This is a genomic window from Pseudomonas sp. B21-023, assembly GCF_024749165.1.
Taxonomy (GTDB): Bacteria; Pseudomonadota; Gammaproteobacteria; order Pseudomonadales; family Pseudomonadaceae; genus Aquipseudomonas.
This window is the reverse complement of record NZ_CP087190.1, coordinates 1316762-1342212: the sequence shown is the minus strand read 5'-3', so window position 1 is coordinate 1342212 and position 25451 is coordinate 1316762. Positions and strand designations below refer to the sequence as shown.

Sequence of the window (25451 nt, the reverse complement as noted above, 5' to 3'; positions counted from 1 at the left end):
AGCGGCTCGCGCCATCCGATGGCCGAGCGTTTCCGCGGCTACCTGCCCGTGGTGGTGGATGTCGAGACTGGTGGCTTCAACAGCGCCACCGACGCGCTGCTGGAGATTGCCGCCGTCACCATCGGCATGGATGAAAAGGGCTTCCTGTTCCCCGAGCACACCTACTTCCATCGGGTCGAACCGTTCGAGGGCGCCAATATCGAGGCCGCCGCGCTGGAGTTCACCGGCATCAAGCTCGATCACCCGCTGCGCATGGCGGTGAGCGAGGAAAGCGCGCTGACCGATATTTTCCGCGGCGTGCGCAAGGCGCTGAAGGCCAATGGCTGCAAGCGGGCGATCCTGGTGGGGCATAACAGCAGCTTCGACCTGGGTTTCCTCAATGCTGCGGTGGCGCGCAACGATATCAAGCGCAACCCGTTCCACCCGTTCTCCAGCTTCGATACCGCCACCCTCGCTGGCCTTGCCTACGGCCAGACCGTGCTGGCCCGAGCCTGCCAGAGCGCAGACATCGACTTCGACGGCCGTGAGGCGCATTCGGCGCGTTACGACACCGAGAAGACCGCCGAGCTGTTCTGCGGCATCGTCAATCGCTGGAAAGAGATGGGCGGCTGGCGCGACTTCAACGACTGATCACACGCTTGTAGCTTGAAGCATAAAAAAACCGGCCACCAGGGCCGGTTTTTTCATGCGCTTGGCAAATTACAGCTTGCCAGCGTTCTCGCTCAGGTAAGCCGCGACACCTTCCGGCGAAGCGTTCATGCCCTTGTCGCCTTTCTTCCAGTTGGCCGGGCAGACTTCGCCGTGCTCTTCGTGGAATTGCAGGGCGTCGACCAGGCGCAGCAGCTCGTCCATGTTGCGGCCCAGCGGCAGGTCGTTGACGATCTGCGAGCGGACAACACCGTTGGTGTCGATCAGGAAGGCACCACGGAAGGCCACGCCGCCTTCGGACTCGACGTCGTAGGCCTTGCAGATTTCGTGGGTCATGTCGGCTGCCAGGGTGTACTTGACCTGGCCGATGCCGCCATTGTTGACCGGGGTGTTGCGCCAGGCGTTGTGAGTGAAGTGCGAGTCGATCGACACGCCGATCACTTCCACGTTGCGCGCCTGGAAGTCAGGGATGCGGTTGTCCAGGGCAATCAGCTCGGACGGGCAGACGAAGGTGAAGTCCAGCGGGTAGAAGAATACCAGGCCGTACTTGCCCTTGATGGCCGAGGCCAGGTTGAAGCTGTCGACGATCTCGCCGTTGCCCAGCACAGCTGGAACGGTGAAGTCCGGGGCTTTTTTGCCAACGAGTACGCTCATTCGATCTCTCCTGATGAGGGGTGAAAAACCTTGCCCGGGCGGAACGCGTCCCCCGGATCCAGCAAAGGCCGACCATCATACACAGCTTTGCGTGACAGGCCGAATCTCAACCGCCGGTCGCTCTGGAACGCACCTTACACAATGTGTTTTGACAAGCATTCTCATTACCATTACTCTCCAATCCATCGAATCAACCCGCGATGGTCAGCCTTTATGTATGTGTGTCTTTGTGTCGGTGTCACCGACGGACAGATCCGCGATGCGATCTACGAAGGATGCTGCAGCTACAAGGAAGTTCGAGCCGCCACCAATGTCGCCAGCCAGTGCGGCAAGTGCGCCTGCCTCGCCAAGCAGGTGGTGCGCGAAACCCTCACCGAGCTGCAACTGAGCCAGCAGGCCGCCCTGCCCTACCCCGTTGAATTCAACGCGGCGTAACGTCCCCAAATTTGAAGAACCGGACCTAGTGTCCGGTTTTTTTATGCCTGCAATTCAATAAGTTAGCGTTCGAACGCAGTTCACAAACATTCTTATTCCGATTAATTTTCATTTATTATTCAATAACTTAGGTTTGACATAGATAGTTGCGAGGCTCAAACTTGTTTGCATTGGCTCAACTTCTACAGGGCAGACCCCATCATGAAAGGCGACGTAAGCGTCATCCAGCATCTCAACAAGGTCCTCGGAAACGAGCTGGTCGCAATCAACCAGTACTTCCTGCATGCGCGCATGTACGAAGATTGGGGCCTGAACAAGATCGGCAAACTCGAGTACAAAGAGTCCATCCAGGCGATGAAGGATGCTGACAAGCTGATCAAGCGCATCCTCTTCCTCGAAGGCATCCCCAACGTCCAGGACCTGGGCAAGCTCATGATTGGCGAGCACACCAAGGAAATGCTCGACTGCGACCTGAAGCTTGAGAAAAAGGCCCACGCCGACCTGAAAGCCGCCATCGCCCACTGCGAAACCGCTGGCGATTTCGGTTCGCGTGACGTGCTCGAGGACATCCTCGAAGACCAGGAAGAGCACATCGACTGGCTGGAAACTCAGCTGGGCCTGATCGACAAGATCACTATCGAGAACTACCTGCAGTCGCAGATGGGCGAAGAGTAACTGCTCGATCGACGACAACAAAAAGCCCCGCTATTGCGGGGCTTTTGCATGCTGGCGAAGAACGCCGGAATCAGGCTTCGGAAGCCTTGGCCTTGGCGGCCGCATCCTTGATCAGCGCCTGCAGCTCACCCTTTTCGAACATCTCGATCATGATGTCGCTGCCGCCGACCAGCTCACCCGCCACCCACAGTTGCGGGAAGGTAGGCCAGTTGGCGTACTTGGGCAGGTTGGCGCGGATTTCCGGGTTCTGCAGGATGTCGACATAAGCGAACTTCTCGCCACACCCCATCACGGCCTGCGAAGCCTTGGCCGAGAAACCGCACTGCGGGGCATTCGGCGAACCTTTCATGTAAAGCAGAATGGTGTTGTTGGCGATCTGCTCTTTGATTGTATCGATGATATCCATGAAGCACCTCGGCTGAACTTTCCGACTGGGTCGTCGGCACGGTGACGCATTGTATCGGAAAGCCGAGCGGCGTGCTCGGCCTTGCCGATGCTCAGGCGGCCTCCACTTGCACAGGTACGCCATTGAGGGCGGCGTTGCCGGATACGCCATCACGCAAGTGCTCGTCGGTCAGGTCATTGGCGCTCACTCCTGGCTGTGCACTGGCTACCTGCAAGCGCGCGCCCTGGCGCCCGTGACCGTAGCCATGGGGCAGGCTGACCACTCCTGGCATCATCTCCTCGCTGGCTTGGACAGGCACTTCGATCACGCCGGTGCGTGAGCGGATTCGCACCATCTGCCCATCCACCAGCTGACGGTGGCGCAGATCATCCGGATGCATCAACAGATGATGCCGCGGTTTGCCTTTGACCAGCCGATGATAGTTGTGCATCCACGAATTGTTGCTGCGCACATGGCGGCGGCCGATCAGCAACAACTGGCCCACCGTCGGCGCTGCCTGCCGGGCCAGGCGTTGCAGATCACCGAGCAGCACCGCCGGTGCGGCTTCGACTTTGCGGCTGGTCGTGCGCAAGCGCGGCGCAAGGTTGGCCGCCAGTGGTCCTAGATCCAGGCCGTGGGGATGTTCATCGAGCCTCTGCAGGGAAAGCTTCCAGGACGACTCGTCACCATAAGGGCCCCTGCGCAAGGCAAAGTCGATCATCCGTGCCGGTGGCAGGGTGGCCTTGAGCTCGGCCTGCGCACGCTGGGCAAAGGCTTCGGCCAGGCCCACGAAAATCTCCCAGTCATGCAGTGCCCCCTCCGGCTTGGGCAGGATCGCCCGGTTGAAACGGGTGACATTGCGCACCGCCAGCAGGTTGAAGGTGGAATCGTAGTGATCATTCTCCAGCGCCGAGGTGGAGGGCAGGATCAGGTCGGCATGACGCGTGGTCTCGTTGATGTAGAGGTCGATGCTGAGCATGAACTCCAGGCCGGCCAGCGCCTGGTCCAGGCGCCGCCCGTTGGGCGTGGACAACACCGGGTTGCCGGCCACGGTCACCAACGCCCGTACTTGCCCGTCACCGGGCTCGAGGATCTCCTCGGCCAAGGCCGAGACCGGCAGCTCGCCAGCATATTCGGGCAATCCCGAGACACGACTGCGCCATTGGTCGAAGTGGCCACCCGATGTGCTGGCGACCAGATCGACAGCCGGCTCGGTGCACAACGCACCACCCACTCGATCAAGGTTGCCGGTGACCAGGTTGATCAATTGCACCAACCAGTGGCACAACGAACCGAAGGCCTGGGTCGATACCCCCATCCGGCCGTAGCACACGGCCTTGTCGGCAGCGCCGAAGTCCCGCGCCAATCGGCGGATGTCCTCGGCCGGGATGCCGCACAACGCGCTCATGCTGGCGGCATCGAACGGCAGGATCGCCTCGCGCACCTGCTCCAAGCCATTGATCGGCAAGTGCGAGCCACGGGCCAGGCCCTCGACGAACAGGGTATGCAACAGCCCACACAGCAACGCTGCGTCGCCGCCGGGGCGGATAAACAGGTGCCGGTCGGCCAGTAACGCCGTCTCGCTGCGCCGCGGATCCACCACCACCAGCTGCCCGCCCCTGGCCTTGAGCGCCTTCAGGCGCTTTTCCACGTCGGGGACGGTCATGATGCTGCCATTGGAAGCCAGGGGGTTGCCGCCAAGGATCAGCATGAACTGCGTGTGGTCGATGTCCGGGATAGGCAGCAACAGACCATGGCCGTACATCAGGTGGCTGGTCAGGTGCTGCGGCAGCTGGTCCACCGACGTGGCCGAGAAGCGGTTGCGGGTCTTGAGCAGGCCGAGGAAGTAATTGCTGTGGGTCATCAAGCCATAGTTGTGCACGCTGGGGTTGCCCTGGTAGACCGCAACAGCATTGCGCCCATGGGCCTGCTGCACCGCCCACAGCCGCTCTGCGGCGAAGGCGAAGGCCTCATCCCAGCCAATCGCCTGCCACTGGTCACCGATGCGCCGATGAGGCTGGCGCAAGCGGTCAGGGTCTTCCTGGATGTCCTGCAGGGCGACCGCCTTCGGGCAGATATGGCCGCGGCTGAACAGATCCTGCGGATCGCCCTTGATCGAGCTGATCCGCGGCGGCCCTTCCGCCCCATGGGTAACTTCGATGTTCAGGCCACAAATGGCCTCGCACAGGTGACAGGCTCGGTGATGCAGGGTCTTGGTCATGGCCGCCTCTGCCTTGTTGTTCGCAAGGTTCGACTATGCGCCGCACCTAACGGGCATGCCAGCGCGCTTCGCGGCATGAATCGGGAGACATCAGGCCGACGATTCGCGACGACGAATTTGCCAAAATCGAGGTAAGCCGTGTACAACCTCTGTAGCAAATAAAAAACAGCTACTCGCCAAAGGCTTACGACACCCTTTGACACAGAGGCGCTGTTTCCCCTCTTGGTTTCAGGCGACATTTAATTATAGTATTGCGCCGTTCCCTATTCCGTCCGCCCCGTGCGGCTTACGCCGCAGGTCACTCCCGTTGTCAACAAAACCCATACGGTCGACCTGCAAAACGTTGCAGATAAGGTAGTCAATCATGAGCGCTAGGCACTTTCTCTCCCTGCTGGATTTCACCGCTGACGAATTGCTCGGCGTGATCCGTCGCGGCATCGAGCTGAAGGACCTGCGTAAACGAGGCGTGCTGTTCGAGCCGTTGAAGAACCGCGTGCTGGGGATGATCTTCGAGAAATCCTCGACCCGTACCCGAGTGTCCTTCGAAGCGGGCATGATCCAGCTTGGCGGCCAGGCGATCTTCCTGTCGCCGCGCGACACCCAACTGGGCCGCGGCGAGCCGATCGCCGACAGCGCCATCGTACTGTCGAGCATGGTCGACGCGGTGATGATCCGTACCCACGCCCACAGCACCCTCACCGAGTTCGCCGCCCATTCGAAGGTACCTGTGATCAATGGCCTGTCCGACGAATCACACCCCTGCCAGTTGCTGGCCGACATGCAGACCTTCCTCGAACACCGCGGCACAATCCAGGGCAAGACCGTGGCGTGGGTCGGCGATGGCTTCAACATGTGCAACTCGTATATCGAGGCGGCCATCCAGTTCGATTTCCAGCTACGCATCGCCTGCCCCGAAGGCTATGAGCCCGATCCGCGCTTCCTGCAACTGGGTGGCGACCGCGTGCAGATCGTCCGCGACCCGAAGGAAGCTGTTCGCGGCGCCCACCTGGTGACCACGGATGTCTGGACTTCCATGGGCCAGGAAGAGGAAACTGCACGGCGCCTGGCGCATTTCGCGCCTTACCAGGTCACCCGCGAACTGCTCGACCTGGCGGCACCCGACGCCCTGTTCATGCATTGCCTGCCCGCCCACCGTGGCGAGGAGATCAGCCAGGACCTGCTCGACGACCCCCGTTCGGTCGCCTGGGACGAAGCTGAGAACCGCCTGCATGCGCAGAAGGCCCTTCTGGAATTCCTTGTAGAACCGGCTTACCACCACGCATGAGTCAACAGCTACTGCTCAACCTGCGCAACCTGGCCTGCGGCTATGGCGACCAGCGCATCGTCCAGAACCTCAACCTGCACCTCAACGCGGGCGACATCGGTTGCCTGCTAGGGTCCTCCGGTTGCGGCAAGACCACCACGCTGCGCGCCATCGCCGGGTTCGAGCCGGTGCACGAAGGCGAGATCCAGCTGGGCGGCGAGGTCATCTCCCGCGCCGGGTTCACCCTGGCGCCGGAGAAACGCCGGATCGGCATGGTGTTCCAGGACTACGCGCTGTTCCCCCACCTGACCGTCGCGCAGAACATCGCCTTCGGCATCGGCAAGCACCCGCACCAGGCCATGGTGATCGAGGAGATGCTCGAACTGGTCAAGCTGGCTGGCCTCGGCGGCCGTTACCCGCACGAGCTGTCGGGCGGCCAGCAGCAACGCGTGGCCCTGGCCCGGGCGCTTGCACCGAAGCCACAGCTGCTGTTGCTTGACGAACCCTTCTCCAACCTCGACGTGGAGCTGCGCCGACGCTTGAGCCATGAGGTCCGCGACATCCTCAAGAGCCGCGGCACCAGCGCCATCCTGGTCACCCACGACCAGGAAGAAGCCTTTGCCGTCAGCGACCACGTGGGGGTGTTCAAGGAGGGGCGCCTGGAGCAGTGGGACACGCCCTACAACCTCTACCACGAGCCGCAAACGCCGTTCGTCGCCAGCTTCATCGGCCAGGGTTACTTCATTCGCGGCCAGATGAGCAGCCACGAGGCAGTGACCACCGAACTCGGCGAGCTGCGCGGCAACCGGGCCTATACCATGGCGCCCGGAAGCTCGGTGGACGTGTTGTTGCGCCCCGACGATATCATCCATGCCCCCGACAGCACGCTACGGGCACAGGTCATCGGCAAAAGCTTCCTCGGCGCTTCGACCTTGTATCGCCTGCAGCTTCCCACCGGCAGCCAGCTAGAAGCGATCTTCCCCAGCCACAACGACCACTCGCTCGGCCAGGACGTCGGCATCGCCGTGGCCGCCGATCATCTCGTGCTGTTCCCGGTCCCCGGTAGCGTTGCTGCGCAGCTACCGCGCCAGGAGAACGGCGTGCGTCGCATCAGCTCGGCGCTCTGAGGTTCGACAGCTCGCGGGGCAAGCCCGCTCCCGCGCCCTGTCGCAGGCGTGGGCGCGCTTGCCCTGATCGCTTTGCATCACACCCTCAAAGTACCAGAGGCCACCAGGCGGGCCTGTCCACCGATCTTCACCCGCTCCCCTTCCAGCCGGCAGAACAGCTCGCCACCGCGTGTCGAGCGCTGGAACGCGTGCAACTGCGGTTTGCCCAGGCGTGCCGCCCAGTAAGGAATGAGCGAGCAGTGGATTGAACCGGTGACCGGATCCTCAGGGATACCGATACCCGGCGCAAAATAGCGCGACACGAAATCATGCTCTTCGCCCGGCGCCGTCACGATCACCCCCGGCCCCGGCAAGCGGGCCAGCGCCGCCATGTCCGGCCTGCAGGCGCGCACCGCCTGCTCCGAGCCGAGCACCACCAGCAGCTCGCGGGCCTGGTAAACCTCCCGAACCTCACAGCCCAGCGCTTCGGCCACCGCGACCGGCTCGGCCAGCGGCTGCGGATCGACGCGTGGGAAGTCCAGCCACAGGCGCCCGCCCTCACGGCTGACGCCCAACCGGCCGGATTGGCAGTGAAAATCCAGGTGCGATGCGTCTACGCCATAGACCTCGAACAGCACGTGGGCACTGGCCAGGGTGGCGTGGCCGCACAAGGGCACCTCGGTGCCAGGAGTGAACCAGCGGATCCGATACCCCGCGCCTTCAGCTACCACGAACGCGGTTTCGGCGAGGTTGTGCTCGGCGGCGATCTGCTGCATCAGCCTGCCGTCAAGCCACTGTTCCAGGCAGTAGACGATGGCCGGGTTGCCGGCAAAAGGGCGATCGCTGAAGGCGTCCACCTGATGATAATGCAACTGCATGCCACGACTCCTGTATTGGGCTGTCAATCGCCCGAGCATGCGACATGCCGCCAGCGGCCGACAGTGACAGCGTCGTGGATTTTCAATCAGTACAGATGTTAACCGCGGCCGATCTCGGCGAACTGTGCCTGGGTGTGGGTAGCGAGCACCGTTGCCGCCAGCTCCACTTCGAGGCCACGGCGGCCAGCGCTCACATGAATCGTTTCATGTTGTTGCGCGGTTTGGTCGATAAAAGTGCGCAGGCGCTTCTTCTGCCCCAGCGGGCTGATCCCGCCAACCAGGTAGCCCGTGGCACGCTGGGCAGCCTGCGGGTCGGCCATCTCGCACTTCTTCACGCCAGCCGCATGGGCCAACGCCTTCAGATCGAGCGTCCCGCCCACCGGCACCACCGCCACCAGCAGCTCGCCTTTTTCGCTGCTGGCAAGCAGCGTCTTGAACACCCGCAATGGGTCAAGGCCGAGCTTTTCCGCCGCTTCCAGGCCGTACGACGCAGATTTCGGATCATGTTCGTAGCTGTGCACGCGGTGCTCGGCACGCGCCTTTTTCAGCAGGTCCAGGGCGGGGGTCATCAACGGCTCCATGCGATCATAAGTCGCTCGGTACTTTAGGGTAAATCCGCCGGGGCAGCCAGTGCACGACCCAGGCTAGAGCAGCGGCCAGGGATTCACGGCGCGGCATGGCAGTCAGAATGTGGCCATACGTTCATTTTCGACCTTTGACATCAGCGTTTCTTGTCTATATTTTTTCGTTTATGAATAAATGGTGCACCTATAAGGTGCGCTTCCTGTACCTGCCCGGCGTCAATGGGGATCGACTCCGGGCTTTTTGCTGTCGAGCGCCCAGCGCCTCACAACAACAAGAACCGAGGTCATACATGACGACTGCTCTACGACAACCCACGCTATCTGCCCAGTGCCTGGCCGAATTCCTCGGCACTGCCCTGCTCATCTTCTTCGGTACCGGCTGTGTCGCCGCGCTCAAGGTCGCCGGTGCCAGCTTTGGCCTGTGGGAGATAAGCATCATCTGGGGGGTCGGGGTGAGCATGGCGATCTACCTCACCGCAGGCGTGTCCGGCGCGCACCTGAACCCGGCGGTCAGCATTGCGCTCGCCGTGTTCGCCGGCTTCGACAAGCGCAAGCTGCCGTTCTACATGCTCGCCCAGGTGTGCGGCGCATTCTGCGGCGCCGCGTTGGTGTACTTCCTGTACAGCAACCTGTTCTTCGATTTCGAACAAAGCCACGCCATGCTGCGTGGCAGCCAGGCCAGTCTCGAGCTGGCCTCGGTGTTCTCCACCTACCCGCATCCGGCGCTGTCCACCGGGCAGGCCTTCCTGGTCGAAGTGATCATTACCGCCATCCTGATGGCGGTGATCATGGCCCTGACCGACGACAACAATGGCCTGCCCCGCGGCGCCACCGCCCCCCTGCTGATCGGCCTGCTGATCGCCGTGATCGGTAGCGCGATGGGCCCGCTGACCGGCTTTGCGATGAACCCGGCGCGCGATTTCGGGCCTAAACTCATGACCTTCCTGGCCGGCTGGGGCGAAATCGCCTTCACCGGCGGGCGCGATATTCCGTATTTCCTGGTACCGGTGTTCGCGCCGATCCTCGGTGCCAGCCTGGGCGCGGCCCTGTACCGCGGGCTGATCGCCCGCAACTTGCCGACGACACAAGCCGTGACCCAGCAGACAGACGATAATCCTCAGGGCGACACCCAGGTTTCCTGATGCCAGCGCCGGGCCCGGACCGCAAGTCCGGCGCCCGCCACGCCCTGACCTACTCCCATATTCGTGCAAGGCCACCGACATGACCGATACCCTGGACAAGAACTACATCATCGCCCTGGACCAGGGCACCACCAGTTCGCGCGCCATCATCTTCGATCGCGACGCCAACGTGGTGGGCACCTCGCAGCGTGAGTTCGCCCAGCACTACCCACAAGCGGGCTGGGTCGAGCACGACCCGATGGAAATCTTCGCCACCCAGAGCGCGACCATGGTCGAGGCCCTGGCCCAGGCCGGCATCAGCCACGCCCAGGTCGCAGCCATCGGCATCACCAACCAGCGCGAAACCACCGTCGTCTGGGACAAGGAAACCGGGCGCCCGGTGTACAACGCCATCGTCTGGCAATGCCGGCGCAGCACCGAGATCTGCGCCCAGCTCAAGCGTGACGGCCATGAGCAGTACATCCGCGAGGCCACTGGCCTGGTCACCGACCCGTACTTCTCCGGCACCAAGCTCAAGTGGATCCTCGATAACGTCGAGGGCGTGCGTGAACGCGCCGAGCGTGGCGAGCTGCTGTTCGGCACCATCGATACCTGGCTGATCTGGAAGTTCTCCGGCGGCAAGGTGCATGTCACCGACTACACCAACGCCTCGCGCACGCTGATGTTCAACATCCACAGCCTGCAATGGGACGACAAGCTCCTCGATATCCTCGGCATCCCAAGCCAGATGCTGCCCCAGGTTCGTCCGTCGTCCGAAGTCTACGGCCATACCAAGAGCGGCATCGCCATCGCCGGTATCGCCGGCGACCAGCAATCGGCCCTGTTCGGCCAGATGTGCGTGGAGCCCGGCCAGGCCAAGAACACCTACGGTACCGGGTGCTTCCTGCTGATGAACACCGGCGACAAGGCGGTGCAGTCGTCCCATGGCCTGCTCACCACCATCGCCTGCGGCCCGCGTGGCGAAGTGGCCTACGCCCTCGAAGGCGCGGTCTTCAACGGTGGCTCCACCGTGCAGTGGCTGCGCGACGAACTGAAGATCGTCAACGACGCCTACGACACCGAATACTTCGCCAGCAAGGTCAAGGACAGCAACGGCGTTTACCTGGTGCCGGCCTTCACCGGCCTGGGCGCGCCCTACTGGGACCCGTATGCCCGAGGGGCGCTGTTCGGCCTGACCCGTGGCGTCAAGGTCGATCACATCATCCGTGCCGCCCTGGAGTCGATCGCCTACCAGACCCGCGACGTGCTCGACGCCATGCAGCAGGACTGCGGCCAGCGCCTGTCCGAACTGCGTGTGGACGGTGGCGCGGTGGCCAACAACTTCCTCATGCAGTTCCAGGCCGACATTCTCGGCACCTGCGTCGAGCGTCCGAAAATGCGCGAAACCACAGCGCTGGGCGCGGCCTACCTGGCGGGCCTGGCCTGCGGTTTCTGGAGCGGCCTGGACGAGCTGCGCGACAAGGCGATCATCGAGCGCGAGTTCAGCCCGCAACTGGACGAAACGGCCAAAGAGAAGCTGTACAAGGGCTGGCGCAAGGCTGTCGATCGCACCCGCGACTGGGAAGATCACGACGACTGATCCCGCAAGCATCGCGGGGCAAGTCGCAGCGGCGTACCGCCGATGCGACTTGCCCCGCGGTAAGCCTTTACGCATAAACCAGACTGGTCCTACACCACGACCTACGGCATCATTGCAGAATTTGTCCGGCTGCCCCAAAGGACCGCCCATGAATCTGCCTCCACGCCAACAACAAATCCTCGAGCTGGTCCGCGAACGCGGCTATGTCAGCATCGAGGAAATGGCGCAGCTGTTCGTCGTCACCCCACAGACCATCCGCCGCGATATCAACCAGCTCGCCGAAGCCAACCTGTTACGCCGCTACCATGGTGGCGCCGCCTACGACTCGAGCATCGAAAACACCGCCTACGCCATGCGCGCCGACCAGATGCGCGACGAGAAGCAACGTATCGCCGACGCCGTGGCCCGGCAGATTCCCGACCATGCCTCGCTGTTCATCAACATCGGCACCACCACCGAATCCATCGCCCGCGCCCTGCTCAACCACAATCACCTGAAAGTCATCACCAACAACCTGCACGTGGCGGCGATCCTGGCGGCCAAGGACGACTTCGAAGTGCTGGTGGCCGGCGGCACGGTACGCCGCGACGGTGGCGTGGTCGGCCAGGCGAGCGTCGACTTCATCAACCAGTTCAAGGTCGATTTCGCCGTGGTCGGCATCAGCGGCATCGATGAGGACGGCAGCCTGCTGGACTTCGACTACCAGGAAGTACGGGTATCCCAGGCAATCATCGCCAATGCTCGCCAGGTGCTACTGGCCGCGGACTCTAGCAAGTTCGGCCGCAATGCCATGGTTCGCCTGGGCTCGATCAGCCTGGTCGACTGCCTGGTGACCGACCAGGCGCCTTCCCCGGCCCTGACCCAGCTGCTCAACCAGTACAAGATCCGCCTCGACGTGGTTTGAGTCCAAGGGCTCGCCCCGCCCCCTTGTGTACCGCTGGGTCGAGTACCGTCCCGGCGGCACTTGATCTCTGCCTTGCAAATCGACACCCTGCCTTTTCGCAAATGTTCATTTCCCTGTCATCCGATCAGTTTTTTCTATGAAGACTGACTGGCAGCCGCCTGTTCATTACGCTACTATTTTCGGAAACGAACATTGATGTTCACATTCGATGTGAACAGCCCCAGGAGGCCTTGCCCGTGTCCCAGCCCGTTTCGTCCCAGCCACCCCTCCAAGACTGCTACGACCTCGCCGTTATCGGCGGTGGCATCAATGGCGTGGGCATTGCTGCCGATGCCGCCGGGCGCGGCCTCAAGGTGTTCCTTTGCGAAAAGGACGACTTGGCCCAGCACACCTCCTCGGCCAGCAGCAAACTGATCCACGGCGGCCTGCGCTATCTGGAGCACTACGAGTTCCGCCTGGTGCGCGAAGCGCTGGCCGAACGCGAAGTGCTGCTGGCCAAGGCACCGCACATCGTCAAACCCATGCGTTTTGTGCTGCCTCATCGCCCGCACCTGCGCCCGGCCTGGATGATCCGCGCCGGTTTGTTCCTTTACGATCACCTCGGCAAGCGCAAGCGCCTGGGCGCTTCGCGCAGCCTGCGCTTCGGCCCTGGCTACCCGCTAAAATCCACCATTACCCGCGGCTTCGAATATGCCGACTGCGCCGTCGATGACGCCCGCCTGGTCGTGCTCAACGCCATGGCCGCGCGCGAACTGGGTGCGGACATTCTCACCCGCACCCGCTGCTTGCGGGCCGAACGTGTCGATGGCATCTGGCAGGTAGACTTGCAACACGCCGATGGCAGCCTGCAGACCATTCGTGCGCGCGCCCTGGTCAACGCCGCCGGCCCATGGGTCGCCAGCTTCATCAAGGACGACCTCAAGCTCGACGCGCCGTACGGCATTCGCCTGATCCAGGGCAGCCACCTCATCGTGCCGCGCCTGTACGAAGGCGACCACGCCTACATCCTGCAGAACGAAGACCAGCGCATCGTCTTCTGCATCCCTTACCTGGACCGCTTCACCCTGATAGGCACCACTGACCGCGAGTACAGCGGCGACCCTGCCAAGGTAGCGATCACCGAGCAGGAAACCGACTACCTGCTGAAGGTCGTCAACGAGCACTTCAACCATCAACTGAGCCAAGCCGACATCCTGCATACCTACTCCGGGGTGCGGCCGTTGTGCAACGATGAGTCGGACAACCCTTCGGCAGTGACCCGCGACTACACCCTCGCCCTCTCCGCACAAACAGGCCAGGCGCCGCTCCTGTCAGTGTTCGGCGGCAAGCTCACCACCTACCGCAAGCTGGCCGAATCGGCCATGGCTGAACTGAAGCCCTTCTTTACCCAGATGCGCGGCAGCTGGACTGCCGACGCGCCACTGCCAGGCGCCGAGGGGATGACCACGGTGCCGGCGCTGATCGATGCCGTACTGGCACGTTGTGGCTGGCTGCCTGCCGACATCGCCAAACGCTGGGTGCTCACCTACGGCAGCCGGGTGTGGCGGCTGCTCGATGGCATTGATGGGCCCGAGGGGTTGGGACAGGCTATCGGGGCCGGGCTGTTCACCCGCGAGGTAGATTACCTGCTGAAGGAAGAATGGGCCGTGCAAGCCGCTGATATCCTCTGGCGTCGTACCAAGCTGGGCCTGTCGCTGACCGCGCAGGAGCAGATGGCTCTGGAGGCGTACTTGCAGCAAGCCCGCAAGCTGCGCGCCAATAGCCGCGCAGCCTGACAGTGACCATGAAGCCCTCTTGATGGGTCAAGAGGGCTTACCCGGCCAGCGCTCATGGGCTTCGCGCGCCAACCGCAACAGCAATGCCCGCTCGCTGCGATCGTAATCAGTCTTCAGTGCTTCACAGCGTTGCAGAAACTCGCTTTCGTTGATCACTTGCTCATCTACCTGAGCCTGTAGGGCCTCCATGCGCTGGTGCAGTGGTTGAACCAGCTCTTCAAATCGCTGGGCATGAAAGTCCCGCGCGTATCGTTCCCAGAAAGGCCGCTGTGCCAACGAGGCAATCAGAGCATCCGCCGACTCGTGCTGCAAGACCGTGTCCTGGGCCCGCAGCAGATCACTGGTGGTTACGTTCGCAAAACTCGGGAAATGCATTTCGTCGATCTCGACAGGCAAGCCCAACGGACGCGCAAGCCGCTGCCTGTAGAAGAGCCTGGTCTCAATTTCATCGATAATAGGGGCGTGCTCGGCATGCAAGCGTTGCACGTGCAGGGTAGCGAGGCGGTCGACCTCGTCCAGCCTGAACAAGTCACGCCCCAAGTTCAGCAACCGGGCTTCTATCTGGTTGCCATGGGCATCTTCGACGGCACGCAGTACCAAAACCCCAAGTTCCATCTGCTCCAGCAGCATCAGCAACTGGTCTACACAGCCGCGTGGGCCAGAGGCCTCGAGAAACAACTGTTGGCGCAACCGTTCGTGCTGTTCGCATGCTTCCAGAATCCGCCAGATCCGGCTGCGATAATGCCCAGGGTGCTGTTCGAAGTCCTGGGTAATGGCGAAGTCCGCCAAAAACTGGAACAACCCTCCCGACTCCGGTTCCCCGCGCAGCGCTGTCCATATTGCCTGCTGGCGATCACGTTCTCTGTCGCCTGCACGGTTGGCCCAGTTGTCGAACAGATCGCTGTCGATTGCACGGTGGCGCGCGGACGCTGACCCCCAACTTCCCGGCGTCACACCGCGCGCCTCATCCAGCAGTAATCTGTCAGCTTCGCTCAGTGGATTGTCATGCAAGGACAAATGGTTCACCTGCAAGCGCAACTGGTGCAACTCCTGGCGCAGTGCGCGGATGTTGTTGTTGCGCAAGTCCACATGGGCACGAAACGAAATCCGCTCAGGCAACGCCTCCAGGCTCGCAGCGCGCAGGTTGACTTCACGCAGATTGCCGAGGCGAGTGAGGACCGGCGCCCTTCCCAGCGGGTTGTGGCTCAGGTCCAGGTGCCGCAGGGCGGCACTCCCGGCCAGACGCAATTCACCGGCCTCGTCCATCACCAGCCTGTTGCGGCTCAGGTTCAAATGGCGCAGATGGGACAACCGTTCAATGCCCTGAGGAACACCAGTCAAGCGATTGCCGGACAGGTCGAGCTCAACCAGATTGGGAAAGCGCCGAAGAAAATCCTGATTGATTTCACCAAGGCCCAGGTCGCTGAGGATCAGCCGTCGCACATGAACAAAGCTCACCCCCTCCGGTAAATGGGGCAGGCTACCGATACGCTCCCCGGTGATGATCAGCGCGTGGTCCCCGGCCTCGTCGGTTATCTTGCGCCGCCAACTGCGCCTTATGGCGGTAGCGACCCGGCGGCGGCGTAGAGCGTCCAGCGGGTTACTGGCGTCCCTACGCCACTGACGCAGGCCTTCACGCAGGCGCGTGAGCTGATCCATGAGCTGGCTATAGTGCTCCCACAACCCGACCCGCCGTTCCATGAGGTCGAGCAGGTAGGCTTGCAGTTCCCCGTCAGTCATTGTCGGAAACACTTGGTGAATACCCCGGCCAATGGCACGTCGGCTGCTTTCACCTCGCCCACTCAAGACATAACCGATACGCCCATCCCCCAAACGGCTGGGGGGGCGCAGGCCAACGCCCAGTCGGGGCATGCCACAGAGCTCGGCCGCCTGGGTACGGTCGCTGGCAGCGGCCTCGATCAGCAACGTGCCCAAAGCGTCAGGACTGGCAGCTGCGTCGCCAAGATCGGCTGTCTGCGTCTCATCCAGAGCAGCCAACAACGCCGCAAGATATGAACCGGTCGTGTTTTGGCCGGCATAGTGGTAGCCGTCGCTGCGGCGTACGATACACCGTACGTCCTGCGCAGCCTCGGCGCCCATGCCGGCCAAGTATCGCCCACCAGGGCTAGCGTCGCGCACTTCGATGCGTAAGTCGTCCGGCCAATTCACTTGACGCTTCAGTAAGCCCAAGGCCAGGCGTTCAGTGTCGGGATTGACGCAACGCGGCAGACGCAAGCCAGCGCATGCCCTGTCCAGACGGCTCTCGCGCAGTGACCACCGTGCACGCTCGGCCACCGCCAAAGGAATCCGCTGCATGGCGCTGAGAGTATCGAGCTGCGCCCCGCTGCAGTGCTGCAGCAGCTCATGCGTACAGCGTGCCGACAGGCCTGGGAAAGTGCGCTGCAACAGCCGCTCGATGCCGTTGGGCCGTACTTGCCGGGCAGCAACGTGTTGCGCCAGTTGTGGTGCGCTGTAGTCCGGGTGGCGCTCATGTGCCTGATAAAGCTCCAGGGCATCGAGCAACCGTGCAGGTGCGCCGGTGTGTTCGACATGCAAACGGCGAACCTGTGCTTCACTCAGCCCTGTCACCTGCAGCAGGTAATCACAAGCCTGCGCCGGTAGCTCTGCCAGCGGTGTACTCAAGCGGCGGACCAGATTGGCCCGCCCTTCCCAGCCCTGGGGAGCTTCGAGTTCATGACGCCAGCCGCCGGCTCCGTTCTGTTCGATCACCGGCCGGTAGGCACTGGGACGGCGAGGGTGCAGGATCCTGGAGCGGCCATCGTGCGGATCCTCCATCACCCTGTAACCCCCCTCATCAAGGTGCCAGAGCCATTCCTGCGCGCCGACGCCACGCAACGGTTGGGCATCGTAACCTGACAGATCCGTGGCCATGAGCTTGACCTTGCCAGCAGCGTGGCGCACCGGCGCCAGGTCATCCACGAAGGCCACACGCTCCAGGGCGCGCAGGGCGATGTGGCTGCCGGCGGCGATCATCCCGCCTACCACAACGTTTTCGGCAACGTTGAACAGGTGGTTCAACGCCCCTTCGCGATCCCCGATGCGCCAATCTTGGTACCCTTCATACACTTCATCAGCCAGCTGTACCGCATTGGCTACCAGCAACACTTCACCCAGCACTGGCACGAAGAACCCCGCCACGTTCAGCAAGTCCATACCCAGTTCTTTGTAGCCCCGCATGCGCGCTTCGCGGTCTTCATCATCCTCGACATCGGTGGGCACGGCGAGCACTTTGGCGTCGTCCCTGACCTTGGCGATGAATTGCCGGCGCAGGTGTGCGAACGGCGCATCAGTGATCGTTGCAGAACGAGCGTCAAGTTCAACCCCGGCCGCATGCGCCTGTGCGACCCGTTCGTTCAATACGCGATAGAAATTGACCCGCTCTCGCTCGGTAATGAAGCGTGCGAAAAAGCGCCGATATGCCGGCTTGCGAAAACGTTTTCCGAGGTAGGTGTCGAGTGCGTCCCAGCTGACGTGTTGGGAGACAGGCTCAAGTGGGTCACCGGGTATCCAAAGCACCACCGACTCTACTGCGCCATCCGCCGAAGGGCGCATTTCCAGCGTCAGTACACCTTGAATGGGGCGGCCCAGCAGGTACAACTGTCGGGGTACAACAGCGCCAACCAGCACAGGCACCACCGTTTTTTCGGCGATAAGCGGCAACAGCAACCAATACGTGCGCTCGTCAATTTCGCCTTTGAACGCAGCAACCCGCATCGCCACCTCGAAATTGGCCCTGAAACTCCCCTCGAACTGCCCGTGCAAGCGAGCGATGGCCTGGCCCGGCTCATCCTGGGGGCCATCCTCAGGCTGCAGGTGGTGGGTGAGCAACGCCTGATACTTGCCACCGGCATCTATTTCACGACACGCCGAGGCAAACGCATGGAAGCTCATTGGCAGGCGTTTGCCGTCGCCATCGACCAGTTCACCCTTGAGCATGTGCCCGGGGCGCGTTTCCTTGCGATGATAGTTATGCAGCGCCGCCGCCAGCAAAGATCGCCCGGAGCGACGAACATAGGTTGGCCGCAGCAGAACAGGCGAAGCGCTGGGCAGCAACAACCGCTTCGAGATCCGCACCTTGCAGCTGTTCACATCCGGGTTGCTGATGCCGCTGTTGCGCAGTTTCGTTGTGAGCAACGCTGCTGTGTAGGCCTGCAGAGAAGGGATGGCCTGGAGGATCGGGCCAAGCCGAGCATTGCAGTTCGCCTGTCGGCGCAGGGCGTTACGTAACGCATCGAGCCTTTCCGGTTGCGCGTGGTCGACTAGCCATCGGGGCAGGTTCTGGGCAATCAGGCTATCGATGGAGCCTTTCGGCGGCTGGTGCGGTGACATCTGCGGAGCTCTCCAGGCAAAGAGGACAGCTCACTACGCCCAAGCACGTACCGGGCACTGCCTAGTTACCGCATGCACACACGCAAGGTGTTGTAGCGCAATGCGTTCGGACAACCGAACGGGAAAGCAGCATTCATTCGGCCAAACGAACGCTACTGGGATCTCTAGACTGTCAAGCGCGAGCAATACACGTGGTTTAAGGTCGACAGCATGGCTTGGCACGAGTCATGCTCTACACTTGGAAGCCGAATGCACACCGCTTCATGCTGTATTCGTTGAACGAAAGAGTCCGCCAACGGCTCCATAAAAAAAACAAACACGTCGAGGAAAATTTGATGCGTATCGTTCGTCAATTGCTGGGCGCCGCCATCGCGGCTGCAGTCATCGCATCGCCGGTCATGGCTGAAGAGCTGACCGGTACTCTGAAGAAGATCAAGGATTCGGGCACCATCACCCTGGGCCACCGTGACTCTTCCATTCCGTTCTCCTACCTGGCCGGCAGCACCACACCGGTCGGTTACTCCCACGACATCCAGCTGGCCGTCGTCGAAGCCCTGAAAAAGCAACTGGGCACCGACATCAAGGTCAAGTACAACCTGGTAACCTCGCAAACCCGCATCCCGCTGGTGCAGAACGGCACCGTGGACCTTGAGTGCGGCTCCACCACCAACAACGTCGAGCGCCAGCAGCAAGTCGGCTTCTCGGTAGGCATCTTCGAAGTCGGCACACGCCTGCTGACCAAGGTCAAGGATGGTCAACCGTCCTATAAAGACTTCCCGGACCTGGCCGGCAAGAACGTGGTGACCACCGCCGGGACCACCTCCGAGCGCATCCTCAAGGCGATGAACGCCGACAAGCAGATGAAGATGAACGTGATCTCCGCCAAGGACCACGGCGAAGCCTTCAACATGCTCGAAGGCGGCCGCGCCGTGGCCTTCATGATGGACGACGCCCTGCTGGCCGGTGAAATGGCCAAGGCCAAGAAACCTGGCGACTGGGTCATCACCGGCACGCCACAGTCGTACGAAATCTACGGCTGCATGGTGCGCAAGGAGGATGCTGCGTTCAAGAAAGCGGTCGACGAAGCCATCGTCGCCTACTTCAAGTCGGGTGAAGTCAACAAGAGCTACGACAAGTGGTTCCAGCAGCCAATTCCGCCAAAGGGCCTGAACCTGCAGTTCCCGATGAGCGACGAGCTGAAGAAGCTGATCGCCGAGCCGACCGACAAGGCAGCGGACGAGAAGAAGTCCTGATCTCCGGCAAATAGTGGCCTGAAGCGCATCCGCGCGAATCCATCCGACAGGCCACTTAGTTAGTGTCTAACCTTTACATCCGAGGGCGTCGAACGCCCCCGGATGTATCGAGGTGCCCGTGAAACAACCGTCTGAGGGGAAATCCCGATGAATTACAACTGGGACTGGGGCGTGTTCTTCAAGTCCACCGGCGTGGGCAGCGAAACCTATCTGGACTGGTACATCACCGGCCTGGGCTGGACCATCACCATCGCCATCACCGCCTGGATCATCGCCTTGCTGCTGGGCTCGCTGCTCGGCGTGATGCGTACCGTACCCAATCGTCTGGTGTCAGGGATCGCCACCGCCTACGTCGAGCTGTTCCGCAATGTGCCGCTGCTGGTGCAGCTGTTCATCTGGTACTTCCTGGTGCCGGACCTGCTGCCCGAAGGCTTGCAGGAGTGGTTCAAGCAGGACCTCAACCCGACCACCTCGGCGCTGATCAGCGTGGTCATCTGCCTGGGCCTGTTCACCGCCGCCCGTGTCTGCGAGCAGGTGCGTACCGGCATCCAGGCGCTGCCCCGCGGCCAGGAGTCGGCCGGGCGCGCGATGGGCTTCAGCCTGCCGCAAATCTACATGAACGTGCTGCTGCCCCAGGCCTACCGGATCATCATTCCACCGCTCACTTCGGAATTCCTGAACGTATTCAAGAACTCCTCGGTGGCCTCGCTGATCGGCCTGATGGAGCTGCTGGCGCAGACCAAGCAGACCGCCGAGTTTTCCGCCAACCTGTTCGAGGCGTTCACCCTGGCTACGCTGATCTACTTCACCCTGAACATGGGCCTGATGCTGCTCATGCGCATGGTCGAGAAAAAAGTCGCCGTGCCTGGCCTGATTTCCGTGGGGGGCAAGTAAATGGAAATGGATTTCAGCGAAATCATCCCCGCGCTGCCCGCTCTGTGGGACGGCATGCTGCTGACCCTGCAACTGATGGTCATGGGCGTGGTTGGCGGTATCGCCCTGGGTACCGTCCTGGCCCTGATGCGGCTGTCGTCGAGCAAGCTGCTGGCCAACGTCGCCGGCGCCTACGTCAACTACTTCCGCTCCATCCCGCTGCTGCTGGTGATCACCTGGTTCTACCTGGCGGTGCCTTTCGTGCTGCGCTGGATTACCGGTGAAGACACCCCCGTGGGCGCGTTCACCTCTTGCGTGGTGGCGTTCATGATGTTCGAGGCGGCGTACTTCTGCGAAATCGTGCGTGCCGGCGTGCAGTCGATCTCCAAGGGCCAGATGGGCGCCGCGCAAGCGCTGGGCATGAGCTACGGCCAGTGCATGCGCCTGATCATCCTGCCCCAGGCGTTTCGCAAGATGACCCCGCTGCTGCTGCAACAGAGCATCATCCTGTTCCAGGACACCTCGCTGGTCTACACCGTCGGCCTGATCGACTTCCTCAACTCGGCCCGCGCCAACGGCGACATCATCGGGCGCTCCCACGAGTTCCTGATCTTCGCCGGTGTCGTCTACTTCCTCATCAGCTTCTCCGCTTCCTGGCTGGTCAAGCGCCTGCAAAAAAGGATCGCCGTATGATTTCCATCAAGAACGTCAACAAGTGGTACGGGGACTTCCAGGTACTGACCGACTGCAGCACCGAGGTCAAGAAAGGTGAAGTGGTGGTTGTGTGCGGCCCGTCCGGCTCGGGCAAGTCGACGCTGATCAAGTGCGTCAACGCACTGGAACCGTTCCAGAAGGGCGACATCGTGGTCGACGGCACCTCCATCGCAGACCCGAAGACCAACCTGCCCAAGCTGCGCTCGCGGGTGGGCATGGTGTTCCAGCACTTCGAGCTGTTCCCGCACCTGTCGATCACCGAGAACCTGACCATCGCCCAGCGCAAGGTGCTCGGTCGTAGTGAGGCGGAAGCCACCAAGAAGGGCCTTGCCCTGCTCGACCGCGTCGGCCTCGGCGCCCACGCCAAGAAACACCCCGGCCAGCTGTCCGGCGGCCAGCAGCAGCGCGTGGCGATCGCCCGCGCCCTGTCGATGGACCCGATCGTCATGCTGTTCGACGAACCGACCTCGGCACTGGACCCGGAAATGGTCAACGAAGTGCTGGACGTGATGGTCGAACTGGCCCACGAAGGCATGACCATGATGTGCGTGACCCACGAGATGGGCTTCGCCCGCAAGGTCGCCAACCGGGTGATCTTCATGGACAAGGGCAACATCATCGAGGACTGCCAGAAGGAAGACTTCTTCGGCAACCCCGAAGGCCGCCACGAGCGTACCCAGCACTTCCTCAGCAAGATCCTGCAACACTAAGTCGGCCACAGTGACGCTGCCCGGCCACCTGCCGGGCAGCGGAAGCTGGTCGTGACAAGGCCACTGTGATGAAATGCGACCCTTCGCTCCTTCGCCCCGCCCAGCCCACCGTGAAAACCCGCCTGATTCGCCAATTGCTCGTCCCCCCCCTGGTCATCCTGTTGATGGTCGGTTTAGGGATGGCTGGCTTCCTGATCAGCGAAAGCAACGGTATCCGCACGCTCAGTGAAAACGGCGAGCGCCAGCTGGAGCTGCATGCGCGCACCGTCGAAAGCGAAATAAGCAAGTACACCTACCTGCCCAGCCTGCTCGAGCTGGAAGACAGTGTCTCGCGCCTGCTCACCGACCCCGATGCCGGTGACCGCCAGGCCGTCAACGAATACCTCGAAGGTCTGAACCGGCGCAGCCGCAGCCGGGCGATCTTCGTCCTCGATACCAATGGCCGGGTCCAGGCCACCAGCAACTGGCGCGACGCCGACTCTTTCCTCGGCGAGGACCTGGCATTCCGCGCCTACTTCCAGGTCGCCGTGCGCGGCGAACCCGGGCGGTTCTACGGTATCGGCAGCACCACCGGCGAGGCCGGCTACTACCTGGCCCACGGCCTGGAGGAACACGGCAAGATCATCGGCGTGGCCGTGATCAAGGTGCGCCTCGACACCCTCGAGGAGCGCTGGCAGCGTGCCCGCCTGGAGGCTTTTGTCAGCGACGAGAACGGCATCATCATCCTTTCCAGCGACCCGTCCCGGCGCTTGAAATCGGTGCGCCCGCTTAACCCACAGATCAAGGAGCGCCTGGCGCGCAGCCTGCAGTACTACTGGTGGCCGCTCAACGAGCTGCAGCCGCTGGCCCGGGAAACCCTCGCCGATGGCGTGGAGAAGCTGACCTTTCCGGCCAACAGCGAGACCGAGCACGGCAAGCAGCGCGACGTCTCCTACCTGGCCCAGACCCGCCGCCTGGCCGACACGCCCTGGCACTTCACCCTGCTCACCCCCCTGCAGGACCTGCGCCGCGAGTCGATGGTGCAGGGCATCCTGGTCGGGGTGGCTTTCGCCCTGCTGGCGATCCTGGCCATCGCCTGGAATGAGCGACGCAAGGTGATCGCCACCCGCCTGGCGGCCCGCGAGGCACTGGAAGAGGCCAACAGCCAGCTGGAGCGCAAGATCACCGAGCGCACTGCCGACCTGCGCGCCAGCAACGAACGCCTCAAGGGCCAGATCCGTGAGCGCCGCCATGCCGAACAGACCTTGCGCCACGCCCAGGACGAGCTGGTCCAGGCCGGCAAGCTGGCGGCCATCGGCCAGATGTCCACCAGCATCGCCCACGAACTCAACCAGCCGCTGGCGGCGTTGCGCACCCTGTCCGGCAACACGGTACGCTTCCTCGAGCGTGGCGCGCTGGAAACCGCCAGCACCAACCTGCGCACCATGAACGACCTGATCGATCGCATGGGCCGCATCACCGCGAGCCTGCGCTCGTTCGCCCGACGCGGCGACGACAGCGGCCAGGCGTCTCTGGAAAAGGCCGTGGAAGCCACGTTGCAAGTGCTGGCCAACCGCATCAGTGCCTGCCACCTGCAACTGCACCGCCAGTTCGACGACCCGCTGCTGGCCATCGACCAGACCCGCCTGGAACAGATCCTGGTCAACCTGATCGGCAACGCCCTCGACGCCATGGCCACCCAGCCCTTGCCGCAACTGTGGCTCGAAGGCGAAACACAGGGCGACAAGTACCGCCTGCGGGTGCTCGACAATGGCCACGGCATCGACGCCGAGGCGCGCAAGCACCTGTTCGAACCCTTCTTCACCACCAAACCGGGCGAGCATGGTCTGGGCCTGGGCCTGACCTTGTCGGCAAGCCTTGCCACCGCGGCCAAGGGTACACTGAGCGTCGAACACCCCAGCGGTGGCGGCACCGCGTTCGTCCTTGCCCTGCCCCTGGTCACGCCCCCTAGCGAATTGGCTGAGCCTCTATGAATCAAGCACCTCTCACCGTCCTGATCGTCGAAGACGACCCGCACGTGCTGCTCGGCTGCCAGCAGGCGCTGGCCCTGGAAGATATCGCCTGTGAAGGCGTCGGCAGCGCCGAACAGGCCCTCGAGCGCATCGGCGACGACTTCGCCGGCATCGTCGTCAGCGATATCCGCCTGCCGGGCATCGATGGCCTGGAGCTGCTAAACCGCCTCAAGGCCCGCGACCGCAGCCTGCCGGTGGTGCTGATCACCGGCCACGGCGATATCGACATGGCGGTCGGCGCCATGCGCAACGGCGCCTACGATTTCATGGAAAAGCCCTTCTCGCCGGAGCGCCTGGTCGATGTGGTGCGCCGCGCCCTGGAGCAACGCGGGTTGTCCCGCGAGGTGTTCGCGCTGCGCCGCCAGCTGGCCGAACAGAGCAGCCTGGAAGGTCGCATCATCGGCCGCTCGCCGGCCATGGAACATCTGCGCGAGCTGATCGCCAACGTCGGCGATACCTCGGCCAACGTGCTGATCGAAGGTGAAACCGGCACCGGCAAGGAACTGGTCGCCCGTTGCCTGCACGACTTCAGCCGACGCCAGGGCCAACCCTTCGTGGCGTTGAACTGCGGCGGCCTGCCGGAGAACCTGTTTGAAAGCGAGATCTTCGGCCACGAAGCCAACGCCTTCACTGGCGCGGGCAAGCGCCGCATCGGCAAGATCGAGCACGCCAACGGGGGGACGCTGTTCCTCGACGAGGTCGAGAGCATGCCGATCAACCTGCAGATCAAGCTGCTGCGCGTGCTGCAGGAGCGCACCCTGGAGCGCCTGGGCTCGAACCAGAGCATCCCGGTGGACTGCCGGGTGATCGCCGCGACCAAGGCCGACCTCGCCACTCTGGGCCAGAGCGGCCAGTTCCGCAGCGACCTGTACTACCGCCTCAACGTCGTCACCCTCGAGCTGCCACCGCTGCGCGAGCGTCGCGAAGACATCCTGCAGCTGTTCGAACACTTCCTGCAGCAGTCGGCCTTACGCTTCGACCGCGAAGCACCGACCCTCGACAGCCAGACCCTGTCGCAGCTCATGGCCCATGACTGGCCAGGCAACGTGCGCGAGTTGCGCAACGTCGCCGAGCGCCATGCCCTGGGCCTGCCCGCGTTCAAGAAGGGCACCAGTGCTGGCGCCAGCCAGGGGCTTGGCTTCGCCGAAGCGGTGGAGGCATTCGAGCGCAACCTGCTCAGCGATGCTCTGCAACGTACAGGCGGCAACCTCAGCCAGGCCAGCCAGGAGCTGGGCATGGCCAAGACCACGCTGTTCGACAAAGTGAAGAAATACGGCCTCGGCTGACCT

The 25451-nt window shown here is 62.6% G+C and carries 21 protein-coding genes; 15 read left to right on the top strand and 6 right to left on the bottom strand.

Annotated elements, in window-relative coordinates; all coding sequences use genetic code 11:
• Positions 1-18 precede the first annotated feature (18 nt).
• Positions 19-630 (top strand): ribonuclease T, encoded by a 612-nt coding sequence (gene rnt, locus LOY42_RS06080; protein WP_225933324.1) that lies wholly within the window; start codon positions 19-21, stop codon positions 628-630.
• A gap of 69 nt (positions 631-699) precedes the next feature.
• Here rnt and LOY42_RS06075 read toward each other — a convergent pair whose 3' ends face one another.
• On the bottom strand, positions 700-1302 hold the full coding sequence (locus tag LOY42_RS06075) for a peroxiredoxin (protein ID WP_003254945.1): 603 nt from the start codon (positions 1300-1302) through the stop codon (positions 700-702).
• 213 nt (positions 1303-1515) lie between these two features.
• On the opposite strand from LOY42_RS06075, the gene LOY42_RS06070 reads away from it, so the two are divergent.
• A complete protein-coding gene (locus tag LOY42_RS06070) occupies positions 1516-1737 on the top strand; it encodes a bacterioferritin-associated ferredoxin (protein ID WP_046854452.1) in 222 nt (73 codons plus the stop codon).
• 201 nt (positions 1738-1938) lie between these two features.
• Positions 1939-2412 carry a bacterioferritin gene (gene bfr, locus LOY42_RS06065; protein ID WP_046854451.1) on the top strand — a complete coding sequence of 158 codons (474 nt, stop codon included), beginning with the start codon at positions 1939-1941 and terminating at the stop codon, positions 2410-2412.
• Positions 2413-2482: 70 nt separating this feature from the next.
• Here the strand turns inward: bfr and grxD are convergent, their stop codons facing one another.
• Entirely contained in the window at positions 2483-2818 is a 336-nt protein-coding gene (gene grxD, locus LOY42_RS06060) for a Grx4 family monothiol glutaredoxin (protein WP_139669271.1), read from the bottom strand.
• A gap of 91 nt (positions 2819-2909) precedes the next feature.
• Positions 2910-5018 carry a molybdopterin oxidoreductase family protein gene (locus LOY42_RS06055; protein ID WP_258600019.1) on the bottom strand — a complete coding sequence of 703 codons (2109 nt, stop codon included), beginning with the start codon at positions 5016-5018 and terminating at the stop codon, positions 2910-2912.
• Between the two features lie 364 nt (positions 5019-5382).
• Here LOY42_RS06055 and argF point away from each other — a divergent pair, with 364 nt between their 5' ends.
• Together argF and LOY42_RS06045 are read left to right on the top strand one after the other, a co-directional pair.
• Positions 5383-6303: an ornithine carbamoyltransferase gene (gene argF, locus LOY42_RS06050; RefSeq protein WP_139669267.1), complete on the top strand. Its 921-nt coding sequence runs from the start codon at positions 5383-5385 to the stop codon at positions 6301-6303.
• Positions 6300-7409: an ABC transporter ATP-binding protein gene (locus LOY42_RS06045; protein ID WP_139669265.1), complete on the top strand. Its 1110-nt coding sequence runs from the start codon at positions 6300-6302 to the stop codon at positions 7407-7409. The genes argF and LOY42_RS06045 overlap by 4 nt, the downstream gene beginning before the upstream one ends.
• Before the next feature lie 77 nt (positions 7410-7486).
• On the opposite strand, the gene LOY42_RS06040 is transcribed toward LOY42_RS06045, so the two are convergent.
• Positions 7487-8266: a PhzF family phenazine biosynthesis protein gene (locus LOY42_RS06040; protein ID WP_139669263.1), complete on the bottom strand. Its 780-nt coding sequence runs from the start codon at positions 8264-8266 to the stop codon at positions 7487-7489.
• Positions 8267-8364: 98 nt separating this feature from the next.
• Positions 8365-8835, bottom strand: coding sequence for a Cys-tRNA(Pro) deacylase (ybaK, locus tag LOY42_RS06035; RefSeq protein WP_139669261.1), 471 nt, complete (start codon positions 8833-8835; stop codon positions 8365-8367).
• 305 nt (positions 8836-9140) lie between these two features.
• On the opposite strand from ybaK, the gene LOY42_RS06030 reads away from it, so the two are divergent.
• The 4 genes from LOY42_RS06030 (at position 9141) to glpD (ending at position 14250) form a co-directional block, all read left to right on the top strand.
• Positions 9141-9992: an MIP/aquaporin family protein gene (locus LOY42_RS06030; protein ID WP_102684758.1), complete on the top strand. Its 852-nt coding sequence runs from the start codon at positions 9141-9143 to the stop codon at positions 9990-9992.
• A gap of 79 nt (positions 9993-10071) precedes the next feature.
• On the top strand, positions 10072-11571 hold the full coding sequence (gene glpK / locus LOY42_RS06025; RefSeq protein WP_139669259.1) for a glycerol kinase GlpK: 1500 nt from the start codon (positions 10072-10074) through the stop codon (positions 11569-11571).
• 148 nt (positions 11572-11719) lie between these two features.
• Complete coding sequence (gene glpR / locus LOY42_RS06020; RefSeq protein WP_023629017.1) at positions 11720-12475, top strand: DNA-binding transcriptional repressor GlpR; 756 nt, start codon at positions 11720-11722, stop codon at positions 12473-12475.
• A 236-nt stretch (positions 12476-12711) separates the two neighbouring features.
• Positions 12712-14250, top strand: coding sequence for a glycerol-3-phosphate dehydrogenase (gene glpD / locus LOY42_RS06015; RefSeq protein ID WP_139669257.1), 1539 nt, complete (start codon positions 12712-12714; stop codon positions 14248-14250).
• Between the two features lie 27 nt (positions 14251-14277).
• Here glpD and LOY42_RS06010 read toward each other — a convergent pair whose 3' ends face one another.
• Positions 14278-18600, bottom strand: a complete 4323-nt coding sequence (locus LOY42_RS06010) for an NEL-type E3 ubiquitin ligase domain-containing protein (protein ID WP_258600016.1) — start codon at positions 18598-18600, stop codon at positions 14278-14280.
• A gap of 335 nt (positions 18601-18935) precedes the next feature.
• On the opposite strand from LOY42_RS06010, the gene LOY42_RS06005 reads away from it, so the two are divergent.
• From LOY42_RS06005 to LOY42_RS05980, 6 genes are all read left to right on the top strand, one after another.
• Positions 18936-19853, top strand: coding sequence for a glutamate/aspartate ABC transporter substrate-binding protein (locus LOY42_RS06005; protein WP_139669254.1), 918 nt, complete (start codon positions 18936-18938; stop codon positions 19851-19853).
• 147 nt (positions 19854-20000) lie between these two features.
• Positions 20001-20747: an amino acid ABC transporter permease gene (locus LOY42_RS06000; protein ID WP_110701949.1), complete on the top strand. Its 747-nt coding sequence runs from the start codon at positions 20001-20003 to the stop codon at positions 20745-20747.
• The gene (locus LOY42_RS05995) at positions 20748-21419 is read left to right on the top strand and encodes an amino acid ABC transporter permease (RefSeq protein ID WP_023629013.1); all 672 of its coding nucleotides are present in this window, start codon (positions 20748-20750) and stop codon (positions 21417-21419) included.
• The gene (locus LOY42_RS05990; RefSeq protein WP_038706667.1) at positions 21416-22150 is read left to right on the top strand and encodes an amino acid ABC transporter ATP-binding protein; all 735 of its coding nucleotides are present in this window, start codon (positions 21416-21418) and stop codon (positions 22148-22150) included. The genes LOY42_RS05995 and LOY42_RS05990 overlap by 4 nt, the downstream gene beginning before the upstream one ends.
• 68 nt (positions 22151-22218) lie before the next feature.
• Complete coding sequence (locus LOY42_RS05985; RefSeq protein ID WP_102685431.1) at positions 22219-24123, top strand: ATP-binding protein; 1905 nt, start codon at positions 22219-22221, stop codon at positions 24121-24123.
• Positions 24124-24170: 47 nt separating this feature from the next.
• Positions 24171-25448 carry a sigma-54 dependent transcriptional regulator gene (locus tag LOY42_RS05980; protein ID WP_232968160.1) on the top strand — a complete coding sequence of 426 codons (1278 nt, stop codon included), beginning with the start codon at positions 24171-24173 and terminating at the stop codon, positions 25446-25448.
• Positions 25449-25451 lie beyond the last annotated feature (3 nt).